Annotated in this window: 14 protein-coding genes; 9 read left to right on the forward strand and 5 right to left on the reverse strand. The window is 67.5% G+C overall.

From position 1 onward, the window contains the following. The 3 genes from ACLVWQ_RS31270 to dnaA all read right to left on the reverse strand — a co-directional run. Positions 1–199 (reverse strand): NAD(P)-binding domain-containing protein (locus ACLVWQ_RS31270; RefSeq protein ID WP_414112604.1); only part of this gene is annotated, 199 nt, incomplete at its 3' end. Between the two features lie 129 nt (positions 200–328). Beyond that, a complete protein-coding gene (gene dnaN, locus ACLVWQ_RS31275) occupies positions 329–1,459 on the reverse strand; it encodes a DNA polymerase III subunit beta (protein ID WP_107020400.1) in 1,131 nt (376 codons plus the stop codon). Positions 1,460–2,447: 988 nt separating this feature from the next. Continuing rightward, complete coding sequence (gene dnaA, locus ACLVWQ_RS31280) at positions 2,448–4,331, reverse strand: chromosomal replication initiator protein DnaA (RefSeq protein WP_414112605.1); 1,884 nt, start codon at positions 4,329–4,331, stop codon at positions 2,448–2,450. Between the two features lie 419 nt (positions 4,332–4,750). Between dnaA and rpmH the strand changes: the two genes are divergently transcribed. From rpmH to ACLVWQ_RS31325, 9 genes are all read left to right on the forward strand, one after another. Beyond that, positions 4,751–4,888 carry a 50S ribosomal protein L34 gene (gene rpmH / locus ACLVWQ_RS31285; RefSeq protein ID WP_055512249.1) on the forward strand — a complete coding sequence of 46 codons (138 nt, stop codon included), beginning with the start codon at positions 4,751–4,753 and terminating at the stop codon, positions 4,886–4,888. Positions 4,889–4,908: 20 nt separating this feature from the next. Continuing rightward, on the forward strand, positions 4,909–5,280 hold the full coding sequence (gene rnpA, locus ACLVWQ_RS31290) for a ribonuclease P protein component (RefSeq protein ID WP_414112606.1): 372 nt from the start codon (positions 4,909–4,911) through the stop codon (positions 5,278–5,280). Next, positions 5,277–5,642 carry a membrane protein insertion efficiency factor YidD gene (gene yidD / locus ACLVWQ_RS31295; protein WP_414112607.1) on the forward strand — a complete coding sequence of 122 codons (366 nt, stop codon included), beginning with the start codon at positions 5,277–5,279 and terminating at the stop codon, positions 5,640–5,642. Before rnpA ends, yidD begins: the two co-directional genes overlap by 4 nt. Positions 5,643–5,645: 3 nt before the next feature. After that, complete coding sequence (gene yidC, locus ACLVWQ_RS31300) at positions 5,646–6,947, forward strand: membrane protein insertase YidC (RefSeq protein WP_414112608.1); 1,302 nt, start codon at positions 5,646–5,648, stop codon at positions 6,945–6,947. 15 nt (positions 6,948–6,962) lie between these two features. Further along, positions 6,963–7,472, forward strand: coding sequence for a protein jag (locus ACLVWQ_RS31305; RefSeq protein ID WP_414112609.1), 510 nt, complete (start codon positions 6,963–6,965; stop codon positions 7,470–7,472). Positions 7,473–7,635: 163 nt separating this feature from the next. Further along, a complete protein-coding gene (gene rsmG, locus ACLVWQ_RS31310; protein WP_414112610.1) occupies positions 7,636–8,352 on the forward strand; it encodes a 16S rRNA (guanine(527)-N(7))-methyltransferase RsmG in 717 nt (238 codons plus the stop codon). Between the two features lie 373 nt (positions 8,353–8,725). Beyond that, entirely contained in the window at positions 8,726–9,799 is a 1,074-nt protein-coding gene (locus ACLVWQ_RS31315) for a ParA family protein (protein ID WP_414112821.1), read from the forward strand. Beyond that, complete coding sequence (locus ACLVWQ_RS31320; RefSeq protein WP_414112611.1) at positions 9,796–10,902, forward strand: ParB/RepB/Spo0J family partition protein; 1,107 nt, start codon at positions 9,796–9,798, stop codon at positions 10,900–10,902. Before ACLVWQ_RS31315 ends, ACLVWQ_RS31320 begins: the two co-directional genes overlap by 4 nt. 321 nt (positions 10,903–11,223) lie before the next feature. Continuing rightward, positions 11,224–11,841, forward strand: a complete 618-nt coding sequence (locus tag ACLVWQ_RS31325) for a GNAT family N-acetyltransferase (protein WP_414112612.1) — start codon at positions 11,224–11,226, stop codon at positions 11,839–11,841. Positions 11,842–11,935: 94 nt separating this feature from the next. On the opposite strand, the gene trxA is transcribed toward ACLVWQ_RS31325, so the two are convergent. Both trxA and trxB read right to left on the reverse strand, forming a co-directional pair. Continuing rightward, a complete protein-coding gene (trxA, locus tag ACLVWQ_RS31330; protein WP_414112613.1) occupies positions 11,936–12,268 on the reverse strand; it encodes a thioredoxin in 333 nt (110 codons plus the stop codon). Positions 12,269–12,310: 42 nt separating this feature from the next. Continuing rightward, entirely contained in the window at positions 12,311–13,279 is a 969-nt protein-coding gene (gene trxB, locus ACLVWQ_RS31335) for a thioredoxin-disulfide reductase (protein WP_414112614.1), read from the reverse strand. Between the last annotated feature and the right edge of the window lies 1 nt (position 13,280).

A 13,280-nucleotide genomic window follows, 5' to 3' on the forward strand; every position in this document is an offset into this window, starting at 1 on the left:
TGGACTGCGTCGCGGCACCGGCCGGGACCATCACCCACACCACCCGCGGACCCGTCAGGCCGCCCACCAGCTCGGCCAGACTGCCCACGTCGGCTAGCTCCGGATTGCGGTCGTATCCGATGACGGTGTGACCTGCGCGGCGGATGCGCTCACGCATGTTGCCGCCCATCTTGCCGAGGCCGACGAGACCGAGCTCCATCAGGTATTTCCTTCACTAGCGAGGTGGCAGGAGTGCACTTTCGTACCTGCGTCCGAGCCTAAACCCGGACTCTCCTGCACACCTGTGGGCATAGCCGCTCAGACGTACGCCCTCACCTGCGGCTCTTCGTCAGCCGCTGAGCCGCACCGGCATGATCAGGTACTTGTAGGCCTCGTCCGCCTCGGCGTCCAGCGCGGGCCTGCCGCTGAGCAGCGCCGGCTTGGTGGACGTCGTGAAGGAGAGCTGCGCGACGGGTGAGTCGATGGCGCTCAGCCCGTCCAGCAGGAACGTCGGGTTGAAGGCGATCGAGACGTCGTCGCCCTCCAGCTGGGCGTCGACCCTCTCCACAGCCTGTGCGTCGTCGCTGGAGCCGGCCTCCAGGATGAGCACGCCCTGCTCGAAGCTCAGGCGCACCGGGGTGTTCCGCTCGGCGACCAGGGCCACACGCTTGACGGCCTCCACGAAGGGGGCGGTCTCGATGACGGCGATCGAGTTGAACTCCGTCGGGAACAGCGAGCGGTACTTCGGGAGGTCGCCCTCCAGCAGCCGCGTGGTCGTACGCCGGCCGGCGCCCTCGAAGCCGATGAGGCCCTCTCCGGCTCCGGAGCCGGACAGCGCCAGGATCACGCTGTCGCCGCTCGTGAGGGCCTTGGCGGTGTCCAGGAGCGTCTTGGCGGGCACCAGGGCGACAGCGGACGCCTCCGGGTTCTCCGGCTTCCACAGGAACTCGCGGACGGCGAAGCGGTAGCGGTCGGTCGAGGCCAGGGTGACCGTGTCGCCCTCGATCTCGATGCGCACACCGGTGAGGACGGGCAGGGTGTCGTCACGGCCCGCGGCGATGGCCACCTGGGCCGCGGCGGAGGCGAAGACCTCACCGGGGACGGTGCCGGTCGCGGACGGCATCTGCGGCAGTGCCGGGTACTCCTCCACAGGCAGTGTGTGGAGGGTGAAGCGGGAGGAGCCGCAGACCACCGTCGCCCGTACACCGTCTGTGGAAATCTCCACCGGCCGGTTGGGCAGGGCACGGCAGATGTCGGCGAGCAGCCGGCCGGAGACGAGCACCGTGCCTTCCTCGTCGATCTCGGCGTCCACCGAGACGCGTGCCGAGACCTCGTAGTCGAAGCTGGAGAGGCTCAGCGCGCCCTCCTCGGCCTTCAGGAGCAGGCCGGCGAGTACAGGAGCCGGCGGACGGGCCGGGAGGCTGCGTGCCGCCCAGGCCACTGCCTCCGCGAGTACGTCGCGTTCCACCCGGATCTTCACCGTTGCCGCCTCCGTCTGTTGCCGGCGCTCTCGCCCTGCTGGTCTTCGTCGTCTGACTCGGTGTCGCTCAGCCCACTGACGGGCAGGACTCCGGGGACCAGTCTGACGTACCGGGCTGACAGTCGGTGCCCCTCGGGGTCAAGTCGTACCGAGCGGCACCTGAGGTGCCGGACGCGAGTTGTGCACAGCCCAGGCTTCGAAACGGTTCTCTGGCTCTCTCTAGTTGTCAGTAGTAGTAGGGGCTGTGGATACCGTGGATAACCTCGTATTCGCAGGTCAGAGCAGGTTTTTTGTCCACCGGGCCTGTGGGTGGAGGCGGTGGATAACACGCCTCTTCTGTGGACGGGGAAAAGTTCTGCACACTCGATGCACAGGCAAGGGGTAGTTCTCCCCAGATCCGTCCCCAGCTTTACCCAGGTTCCCCACAGGCCAACCCGGCACCTTCGTGTGACGCCTTTCACTCGACACGGTGAGAACGCGCGTCGAGTTGCCGAACAGTGGACAGCGATGTGGAGAAGCTGACGATCACTGGGGACAACTGCCCCTAGCCTGTGGGTCGCCGGTGGACAACTTCCGGAGCGGCCTGTGGATCGTTTCTCTGTCCACAGGCTGTGGAAAACATTCGTCCACGAATCCACAGGCGACTGAGCTGGGACGATGCTCTTTCGGCGGCACCCCCTGTGGATACGATCTGGACAACTTCTCAGTCCCCAGGCTGTGGACGCCAGAAAGTACCCGAATCTGTGGAGGACGCCCGTAACCTGGCGCGTATTCGAACAGTGGATGGCTGTCCGGTAACGCCGGACCGGCTCCGGATCCGGCCCGGGACGGCCTCAGACCCGTCCGGAAGGGCTTCCGGAGAGCCCGCGAAGGGTGCCGAAGACCCCCGTGGGTGTGTCCGGCCCCGCTCTCGGGGCGTCTGCGGAACAGCGAAAGGCGCCCTCGGGAACGAGTCCCGGGGCGCCCTCGGCGACGTACCGCCGTGCTGTCAGCCGTTCTTGATGCGGTTCGTGAGCTCGGTGACCTGGTTGTAGATCGAGCGGCGCTCGGCCATCAGCGCGCGGATCTTGCGGTCGGCGTGCATGACGGTCGTGTGGTCGCGGCCGCCGAACTGCGCCCCGATCTTCGGCAGGGACAGATCCGTGAGCTCACGGCAGAGGTACATGGCGATCTGGCGCGCCGTCACCAGCACCCGGCTGCGCGAGGAACCGCACAGGTCGTCCACCGTGAGGCCGAAGTAGTCGGCGGTGGCCGCCATGATGGCCGGCGCGGTGATCTCCGGCGACGAGTCCTCGCCGCCGGGGATCAGGTCCTTGAGGACGATCTCGGTGAGGCCGAGGTCGACCGGCTGCCGGTTGAGCGACGCGAACGCCGTCACCCGGATCAGCGCGCCCTCCAGCTCGCGGATGTTGCGCGAGATGCGGGACGCGATGAACTCCAGCACCTCGGGCGGGGCGTTGAGCTGCTCCTGCACCGCCTTCTTGCGGAGGATGGCGATACGGGTCTCCAGCTCGGGCGGCTGGACGTCGGTGATCAGGCCCCACTCGAAGCGGTTCCGCAGGCGGTCCTCCAGCGTCACCAGCTGTTTGGGCGGCCGGTCGCTGGAGAGCACGATCTGCTTGTTCGCGTTGTGGAGCGTGTTGAAGGTGTGGAAGAACTCCTCCTGCGTCGACTCCTTGTCCGCCAGGAACTGGATGTCGTCGACGAGCAGGATGTCCATCTCGCGGTACCGCTTGCGGAAGCTGTCGCCCTTGCCGTCGCGGATGGAGTTGATGAACTCGTTGGTGAACTCCTCGGAGCTCACGTACCGCACCCGGGTGCCGGGATAGAGGCTGCGCGCGTAGTGCCCGATCGCGTGCAGCAGGTGCGTCTTGCCGAGGCCGGACTCCCCGTAGATGAACAACGGGTTGTAGGCCTTGGCCGGCGCCTCGGCGACGGCGACCGCGGCCGCGTGCGCGAAACGGTTCGAGGCACCGATGACGAAGGTGTCGAAGAGGTACTTCGGATTGAGACGCGCGGTGGGCTCACCGGGGCCCGTCGCGGGAGCCGGCTGGGCGGCCAGCGGGCCCGGCGCGCCGCTGGAGGCGGGCAGCGAGGAACCGACGGGTCCACCGCGGTGGACATGCCCCATGGCGGAGGGCGACGGCGGCTCGGACCGCTCACGGCGGTCCTGGCGCTGGTCGTAGTCCGAGCGCTGGTCGTAGTCGGGGCGCTGCTGGTCGTAGTCGGACCGCGGCTCGTACGGGGAGCGGCCGGGCTGCTGCCGGTAGTCCCGCGGCGGGGACGCGTAGGGGTCACGGTCCGGGAAGCCGAGCCGCTGCTGCTGCCATCCGTAGTCGTCCTGCGGGGGACGCGGCCAGGCGCCGGGGCGCTGGTAGTCGGGGTAGGCGGGGCGGGCCGTCGGGAGCTGGTCCTCGTGGGAGGGCGGCTGCTGGTCCTGGCGGTCCTGGGGGTGGTCGTCCATGCGGTCCTCCGCACGGTGGCGGCCGTATCCCCCCCGGTAGCCGTCGGGTCCCTGCGAGGACGGGCGCTCGGGCTCCTCGTAGCGCGGCCGGGACTGCTGGGCGGGCAGCGACGGTGGCGGGGCGGACTCCCCGACGGAGTCATCGACGGTGATCGCGATCCGGATCGGGCGGCCGCACTCGCGGCTCAGCGTGTCGCTGACGATCGGCGCCAGACGCCCTTCGAGGACGCCCTTCGCGAACTCGTTCGGGACCGCGAGCAGTGCGGTGTCCGCCACCAGCGCCAGCGGCTGGCAGCGCTTGATCCAGTGCTCGTCCTTGGTCTCGACACCCTGCCCGCGGCTCTCACCGAGAAGTTGCTCCAATACTCGTGGCCACACTGCGGCAAGATCGGCAGGTACGTCAGCCACAGGGCACGCTCTCTCACGGGGTCCCACGAACGTGTGATTCCTGGGACGGATTGGGTTGGAACTCAGTGGGCGGGGTGGGCGAAGCAGCTGAAGAGGCCGGAACGAATGAGATGGAGCGGAGAGAAGGGAACGAACCGGAGTCCGGCCACGGTAGTCAGGGCGACCCGTGCGGTTCAAGTTGTTGTCCCCAGCCTGTGGATAGTGTCTCCTGGGCAACGCTGGTTTGACCGGATGGCGTAGCCGCGCGTACCGTGACCAGGTCGAGTTGTCGATGGCTGCTGCCGCCTGCCTCCGATGGGCACAGATCGCGAAACAGTGATCGGGAAGCGGTGCACTCGGGCGTAAGCGAGCTACTCGTGGGCGCACGGTGACAGCCAGGACGGCACCCCGCAACTACCGATTCTTTCTGGAGCCCCCGAGTGAGCAAGCGCACCTTCCAGCCGAACAACCGTCGTCGTGCCAAGACCCACGGCTTCCGCCTGCGGATGCGTACCCGTGCCGGGCGCGCGATCCTGGCGAACCGCCGTGTCAAGGGTCGCAGCAGCCTGTCCGCCTGATTACCTAAACAGGTCATGACGTGCTGCCTTCCGAGCATCGGCTGAGGCGGCGCGAGGACTTCGCGACCGCGGTACGCCGAGGACGCCGGGCCGGCCGCCCGCTCCTCGTCGTCCACCTTCGTAGCGGTGCAACCGACCCGCACGTGCCTGGGGAGAGCACTCCCTCGACGCGTGCGGGTTTCGTTGTCAGTAAGGCCGTGGGCGGAGCCGTCGTACGCAACAGGGTGAAGCGTCGGCTGCGCCACCTGATGCGTGAACGAGTGGCTCTGCTGACCCCCGGTAGCCTGGTAGTCGTACGAGCGTTGCCCGGTGCGGGTGATGCCGACCATGCACAGCTGGCCCGAGACCTGGACGCCGCTCTGGAGCGGCTGCTGGGAGGGGGCGCGCGATGAAGTACCCGCTGCTGGCTCTCATCAAGGTGTACCAGTGGATCATCAGCCCGTTGCTCGGGCCGGTGTGCAAGTACTACCCGTCGTGTTCCCACTACGGGTACCAGGCCATCGACCGGCACGGTGCGATCAAGGGAACGGCACTCACCGCCTGGCGCATTCTGCGGTGCAATCCGTGGTCGCCCGGCGGTGTGGACCATGTCCCGCCGCGCAGGCGTCCGCGGTGGCACGAAATGCTGCGCAACGCCTGGCGTGCACGCAAGGGCGGGAACTCCGCCGCCGAACCGGCCACCGAGGGGCACGGTATGTCCAACCATCCCTCGAGCCCGGCCGCCGAGACCCCGTCCCATGCTCAAGGAGCCTGATTAGTGGACACGATTGCCGGCATTTTCAGCTTCATCACGACACCAGTCTCCTGGGTCATCGTCCAGTTCCACTCGGTGTACGGAGCCATCTTCGGCCCGGACACGGGCTGGGCCTGGGGCTTGTCCATCGTGTCCCTGGTGATCCTGATCCGTATCTGCCTGATCCCGCTCTTCGTGAAGCAGATCAAGGCGACTCGGGCGATGCAGACGCTTCAGCCCGAGATGAAGAAGATCCAGGAGCGCTACAAGAACGACAAGCAGCGCCAGTCCGAAGAGATGATGAAGCTGTACAAGGAGACGGGCACCAACCCGCTCTCCTCGTGTCTTCCCATCCTGGCGCAGTCCCCGTTCTTCTTCGCCCTCTACCACGTGCTCAACGGCATCGCGTCGAACGACACCATCGGCGTGATCAACGACCGCCTGCTGGAGAGTGCGCAGAAGGCGCACATCTTCGGAGCTCCGCTGGCCGCGAAGTTCACGGACGGCAGCAGCAAGGTCGAGGCGCTGGGCTCCACGATCACCGACGTGCGCGTCGTCACGGCGATCATGATCGTCCTGATGTCGTTCTCGCAGTTCTACACGCAGCGCCAGCTGATGACGAAGAACGTCGACACGACGGTGAAGACGCCGTTCATGCAGCAGCAGAAGATGCTGATGTACGTCTTCCCGGTCATGTTCGCCGTCTTCGGTATCAACTTCCCGGTCGGTGTCCTCGTCTACTGGCTGACCACCAACGTGTGGACCATGGGCCAGCAGATGTACGTCATCCGCAACAACCCGACTCCGGGCTCCAAGGCTCAGGCCTCCTACCTGGAGCGCCTGCACAAGCACGTCACACAGCACGAGAAGACACGCGGGCGCGGACAGAAGGCCATCGTCAAGGCCATCGTCGCCAAGGGCCGCGACCGCAACGAGTCCGAGCGCAAGTTCATCAACGGCCTGACCAAGGCCGGTCTGGCCGCGCAGGCCGACGGCAGCGTGGTGAAGAGCGAGGCCTCGACCCTCGTCGAGCCCGAGGACGGCACCCCGGCCACGGGCGGCGCTCCCAAGCGTCAGCAGCCCAAGCGGCAGAGCAAGTCCCAGCGGCAGTCGGGCGCGGTCCAGGGCGGTGCCAAGGCGACGGACGAGTCCGAGCCGAAGACCTCTCTCAGCAAGTCCGACGAACCGCAGGACGCCAAGCCCGGCCCGAAGCCGGCGGCCGGCAAGCCCGCCTCCGGCAAGCCCGCGTCCGGTGGCACCCGCAGCAAGGCCCAGTCCGGACAGCGCAAGGGCCCACAGCGGCCCAAGTCCCCGTCCAAGAAGTAAGAAGGAGTCCATCCCGTGACGGAAGGCACCACCTCCGCTGCCCCTGAGAGTGGCGACACCCTGACCCGCCTCGAGCAGGAGGGCGAGATCGCGGCCGACTACCTCGAGGGTCTGCTGGACATCGCCGACCTCGACGGCGACATCGACATGGATGTCGAGGCCGATCGTGCGGCCGTCTCGATCATCAGTGACAACGGCCGCGAGCTGCAGAAGCTGGTCGGCCGTGACGGCGAGGTGCTGGAAGCCCTCCAGGAGCTCACGCGCCTGGCCGTGCACCGGGAGACCGGGGACCGCAGCCGGCTGATGCTGGACATCGCCGGTTACCGTGCCAAGAAGCGTGAGGAGCTCTCCGAGCTGGGTGCGAAGGCCGCCGCCGAGGTCAGGAGCTCCGGCGAGCCGGTCAAGATGGAGGCGATGACCCCCTTCGAGCGCAAGGTGGTGCACGACGCCGTCAAGGCCGCCGGCCTGCGCAGCGAGTCCGAGGGCGAGGAGCCGCAGCGCTTCGTCGTCGTGCTCCCCGCCTGATCAAGCACGTCGTCGTCCCGGCCCCGTCTGCGTTCGCAGGCGGGGCCGAGCTTTGTCAGCGCGGTAGCCCTCGGCTGACGCTCTCGATCGATCCTCAGTAGTTCCTGATAGTCCTTGTAGTCAGCGCGCAGTGCGCTCAAGCGGTACGGAAGGACGGTTCCCCGTGACGGAGTCAGCGGAGCTCCCCCCTGCGCCCGAGCAGGCTCGGGCGGTATTCGGTGATCGCTTCGCGGACGTGGTGCGCTACGCGGAGTTGCTGGCCGACGCGGGAGTTCAGCGTGGTCTGATCGGTCCCCGTGAAGTACCCCGGCTGTGGGAACGGCACCTGTTGAACTGCGCGGTGCTCTCCGAGGTGGTTCCTGAGGGCGTGACCGTGTGCGACGTCGGGTCCGGTGCGGGACTGCCCGGCATCCCGCTGGCCCTCGTCCGCCCGGATCTCAAGATCACACTCCTTGAGCCGCTGCTGCGGCGCACCAACTTCCTCAACGAGGTCGTCGAGCTGCTGGGGCTCGACCATGTCACCGTCGTCCGTGGGCGCGCCGAGGAGGTCCTGGGCACGCTGCAGCCGGTCCATGTGGTGACCGCCCGCGCGGTGGCCCCGCTGGACCGTCTCGCGGCGTGGGGCGTCCCCCTGCTGCGTCCGTACGGGGAGATGCTGCTCCTCAAGGGCGACACCGCGGAGGAAGAGGTCAAGAGCGCCGGGGCGGCCCTGAGCAAGCTCGGAGCCGTGGACACCTCGGTGCTGCATGTCGGTGAAGGTGTCGTGGAGCCTTTGGCCACGGTGGTGCGCGTGGAGGTCGGGGAGAGCCCCGGTGGCGTGCGTTTTGCGGCCAAACGAGCGAAGGCGGCTCGGACGGGACGGGTCAGGCGGCGTCGCTGAGCGCGGCCCGGCGGGGGTGTTCGGTTCTGGCCATGGCGTTCAGGGTGGAGACTCGTTGAATGATCCGTCCTGACGACGAGACGTACTCCACACAAGCTGCCGAACCTATCCATGCCGGAGTGTCGCGCCGTGACAGCCCCGCGCGCTGTGCATCGTGTTTCACGTGAAACGTCGCTCACTGCTGCACGGCATCATCGGTCGCGGGCGCGCTGCGGCCGAACCCCGCGACCGTAACCCTCTGGGATCCCTGCGATCATTCGAAAAAAGACCCTCGCCGGGGGCCGTTGTGTCCCCCGAGGAGGTCACGGAGTTGTCCACAGAGGTGGATTTCTCCACAGAAGACCGGGCCTCGCTGGTTCACGACCCCGAAGGCATGGGAGGCTCTGTTCATTGCGAGCCTGAAGTCGAGGAGAGTGAATCCTTGCGGTCCGACGCCAACATCGCGGGACCGATGACCGATCCGGTCCCCGGTCCCCGAACCGAGTCGATGGGGGACGATGTTTCACGTGAAACACCGCCCCCGATGGACGACACTCCCATCGGTCGTGCTGCCCAACTTGCTGTGGAGGCTCTAGGCCGAGCCGGCGAGGGCCTGCCACGGCCCGAGCAGACCCGCGTGATGGTGGTTGCGAACCAGAAGGGCGGGGTCGGTAAGACCACGACCACGGTCAACCTCGCTGCCTCTCTCGCGCTGCACGGCGGTCGTGTCCTGGTGATCGATCTGGATCCCCAGGGCAACGCCTCCACCGCACTGGGGATCGATCATCACGCCGAAGTTCCGTCCATCTACGACGTGCTGATCGACAGCAGGCCACTCTCCGAGGTCGTTCAAGCGGTCCCCGATGTCGAGGGACTCTTCTGTGCGCCTGCCACGATCGATCTCGCCGGTGCGGAGATCGAGCTGGTGTCCCTGGTGGCACGTGAGAGCCGACTGGAACGCGCGATCCAGGCGTACGAGCAGCCGCTGGACTACATCCTCATCGACTGCCCGCCCTCGCTGGGGCTGCTGACGGTCAACGCGCTCGTCGCCGGTGCCGAGGTCCTCATCCCGATCCAGTGCGAGTACTACGCCCTGGAAGGTCTGGGTCAGCTGCTGCGCAACGTCGACCTCGTGCGGGGGCACCTCAACCGCAACCTGCACGTGTCGACGATCCTGCTCACCATGTACGACGGCAGGACCCGCCTCGCGTCCCAGGTCGCCGAAGAGGTGCGGAGCCACTTCGGCGAAGAGGTACTGCGGACGAGTATTCCGCGCTCGGTCCGTATCTCCGAAGCTCCCAGCTACGGACAGACGGTCTTGACCTACGACCCTGGGTCGAGCGGAGCCCTCTCGTACCTTGAGGCGGCGCGAGAGATCGCGCTGCGCGGGGCCGGCGTGGCCTACGACGCGCAGCATGCCCACGTGGGCGCACACAACGAACAGAACTTGGTGGAGGGGATCCAGTGAGCGAGCGACGGAGGGGGTTGGGCCGTGGTCTCGGCGCACTGATCCCTGCTGCCCCGACAGGGGAGAAGGCAGTACCACCGGCGATGGGCGGCGGAGCGTCCGCGTCGGCGGGAGCCGTACCGGTGCTCACCGCGGAGCGCGGAGTGGCGGCGGCCAAGGTGGCCGCACTTCCACCGGCCCATGTTTCACGTGAAACGGAAGAGTCGTCGACGAGCGTGTTCGGGGAGGCTCCGGCGGCACCCGTGGGAGCGCACTTCGCCGAGCTGCCTCTCGACTTCATCACGCCGAACCCGCGTCAGCCCCGAGAGGTGTTCGACGAGGACGCTCTTGCCGAACTGGTCACCTCCATCAAGGAGGTCGGGCTTCTCCAGCCGGTCGTCGTACGGCAGACCGGCCCGACGCGCTACGAGCTCATCATGGGCGAGCGGCGCTGGAGGGCCTGCCGTGAAGCGGGGCTCGATGCCATCCCGGCGATCGTGCGGGCCACGGACGACGAGAAGCTCCTCCTGGACGCCCTCCTGGAGAACCTGCACCGGGCTCAGCTGAATCCGCTGGAGGAGGCTGCCGCCTACGACCAGCTGCTCCAGGACTTCAACTGCACGCACGACCAGCTGGCGGACCGGATCGGCCGTTCGCGTCCACAGGTCTCCAACACGCTGCGTCTGCTGAAGCTGTCGCCGTCGGTTCAGCGGCGCCTCGCCGCAGGGGTCCTCTCCGCCGGGCATGCGCGGGCTCTGCTCTCCGTCGCGGACTCCGAGGAGCAGGACCGCCTCGCTCATCGGATCGTGGCCGAGGGGCTCTCGGTGCGCGCGGTCGAGGAGATCGTCACCCTCATGGGTTCGCGTCCGCAGGCGGCTCCGCGGTCGAAGGGGCCCCGGGCCGGTGCTCGGCTCTCCCCGGCTCTGAGTGATCTCGCCACACGTCTCTCGGACCGTTTCGAGACCCGGGTGAAGGTCGACCTCGGGCAGAAGAAGGGCAAGATCACCGTCGAGTTCGCCTCGATGGAGGATCTTGAGCGGATCCTCGGGTCGCTCGCCCCGGGCGAGGGGCCGGTTCTGGAGAAGAACCTTGTGGACGACGACTCCGACGAAGCGGAGTCCTGAGTCTCGATCGGCCGGTCGCTCCCGACCGGCCGACGGAGCGGGCCGTGTCCGGTGTGTACCGGAACACGGCCCGCTCTTTGCTTTCTGTCGGTATCGATGGAATCGCATCATCGATACGATGCGTTCGGGTATGGCGCATTCACCTGGCAGCACCTTCTGTGGGGAGGCGGAGGCCATGCGAACGGTGAGCCGCACCGGACTGGTGAGCGCGGGTCTTGGGCTCGGGGCGGTCGGCGGGTTCGTCGGTAGTCTGCTCAAGGAACGGAGCGCTCTGACGGCCGCTCGCGACGCTGCGAGCGAGGGAAGCGAGGAACTGCCTTCATGGGGCGTCGGCTCGTACCGCTCACGCTGGACAACCTCCAGGACCTTCCCCAGCGTTGTCGCGCGTGTGTCTTCTGGGAGCTGGACCCAGTCAGCGGCCAGGCCGCGGTAAAGGCAGGCACTCCCGATCTGGAGAAGGAGGCGTGGATCTCCGCCGTCCTCCTGGAGTGGGGATCCTGCGGCCGGGTCGTCTATGTGGACGACGTACCGGTGGGCTTCGTGCTGTATGCACCGCCCGCCTACGTGCCGCGCTCCACGGCGTTCCCCACGAGTCCGGTCTCACCCGACGCGATCCAGCTGATGACGGCGTTCATCCTGCCGGACTTCCAGGGCCAGGGGCTCGGGCGTGTGATGGTTCAGACGGTTGCCAAGGATCTGCTGCGACGGGGCTTCAAGGCCATCGAGGCTTTCGGGGACGCCCGCTGGCAGGAGCCGGCCTGTGTCCTGCCCGCTGACCATCTGCTCGCCGTGGGCTTCAAGACCGTGAGACCGCACCCGGCGTACCCGAGACTGCGTCTGGAGCTACGGACGACGCTCTCCTGGAAGGAAGACGTGGAGTTGGCGCTCGACCGGTTGCTGGGGGCCGTACAGAAGGAACCAGCGCTCCGTCCGCTGTAGGGACCGCCGGACATGCGGATGGGCCGACCCGTCCGGGTCGGCCCATCCGTGTTTCACGTGAAACATCGTCGCCCGCGGGCGACGAGCTGCCGGACTACTCGGAGATGAAGTCCTCGAGGTCCCGCACGATCATGGCCTTCGGCTTGGCACCGACGATGGTCTTGGCGACCTCGCCACCCTGGTAGACGTTCAGGGTCGGGATGGACATGACGCCGTACTTGGCGGCCGTACCCGGGTTCTCGTCGATGTTGAGCTTGACGACCTCGATCTTGTCGCCGTACTCGGCGGCGATCGCCTCGAGGGAGGGCGCGATCTGGCGGCACGGACCGCACCAGGCGGCCCAGAAGTCCACCAGTACGGGCTTGTCGCTCTTGAGTACGTCCTGCTCGAAAGAGTCGTCGGTCACATGCTTCAGGGTGCCGGCCACGGCGGGCTCCTTAACTGGTTGGTGCGGTGGGGCGGATGGGGGTCAGACGGTGGTCTTCTCGGGCTCCGCCACTTCACCGTCCGCGAGGGCGGAGAGGAAGCGCTCGGCGTCGAGAGCAGCGGAGCAGCCGGTGCCGGCCGCGGTGATCGCCTGGCGGTAGGTGTGGTCGACGACGTCGCCGGCGCCGAAGACACCCGTCAGGTTCGTCCGGGTCGAGGGTGCCTCGACCTTCAGGTAGCCCTCGTCGTCCAGGTCGAGCTGACCCTTGAAGAGCTCGGTGCGCGGGTCATGGCCGATCGCGATGAACAGGCCGGTGACGGGCAGCTCGGACGTCTCACCGGTCTTCAGGTTGCGCAGTGTCAGACCGGCGAGCTTCTGGTCGCCCTGGATCTCGGCCACCTCGCTGTCCCAGACGAACTTGATCTTCGGGTCGGCGAAGGCACGCTCCTGCATCGCCTTGGAGGCGCGGAGCGTCTCGCGGCGGTGGACGATGGTGACGGACTTGGCGAACCGGGAGAGGAAGGTGGCCTCCTCCATGGCGGTGTCGCCGCCGCCGATCACGGCGATGTCCTGGTCCTTGAAGAAGAAGCCGTCACAGGTCGCACACCAGGAGACGCCGCGTCCGGAGAGGGCGTCCTCCCTGGGCAGCCCCAGCTTGCGGTGCTGGGAGCCGGTGGTGACGATGACGGCCTTCGCCCGGTGCACGGTGCCTGCGGTGTCCGTGACGGTCTTGATCTCACCGCTGAGGTCGACCGAGACGATGTCGTCCGGGATCAGCTCGGCGCCGAAGCGCTCGGACTGCGCCCGCATGTTGTCCATGAGCTCGGGGCCCATGATGCCGTCCTGGAAGCCGGGGAAGTTCTCCACCTCGGTCGTGTTCATGAGGGCACCACCTGCGGTGACGGCACCCTCGAACACCAGCGGCTTGAGCGACGCGCGCGCAGTGTAGAGCGCCGCCGTGTAGCCGGCGGGCCCGGAGCCGATGATGATCACGTTTCGGACGTCGCTCACG

This window comes from Streptomyces sp. CWNU-52B, assembly GCF_047444975.1.
In the GTDB taxonomy this organism is placed as follows: domain Bacteria; phylum Actinomycetota; class Actinomycetes; order Streptomycetales; family Streptomycetaceae; genus Streptomyces.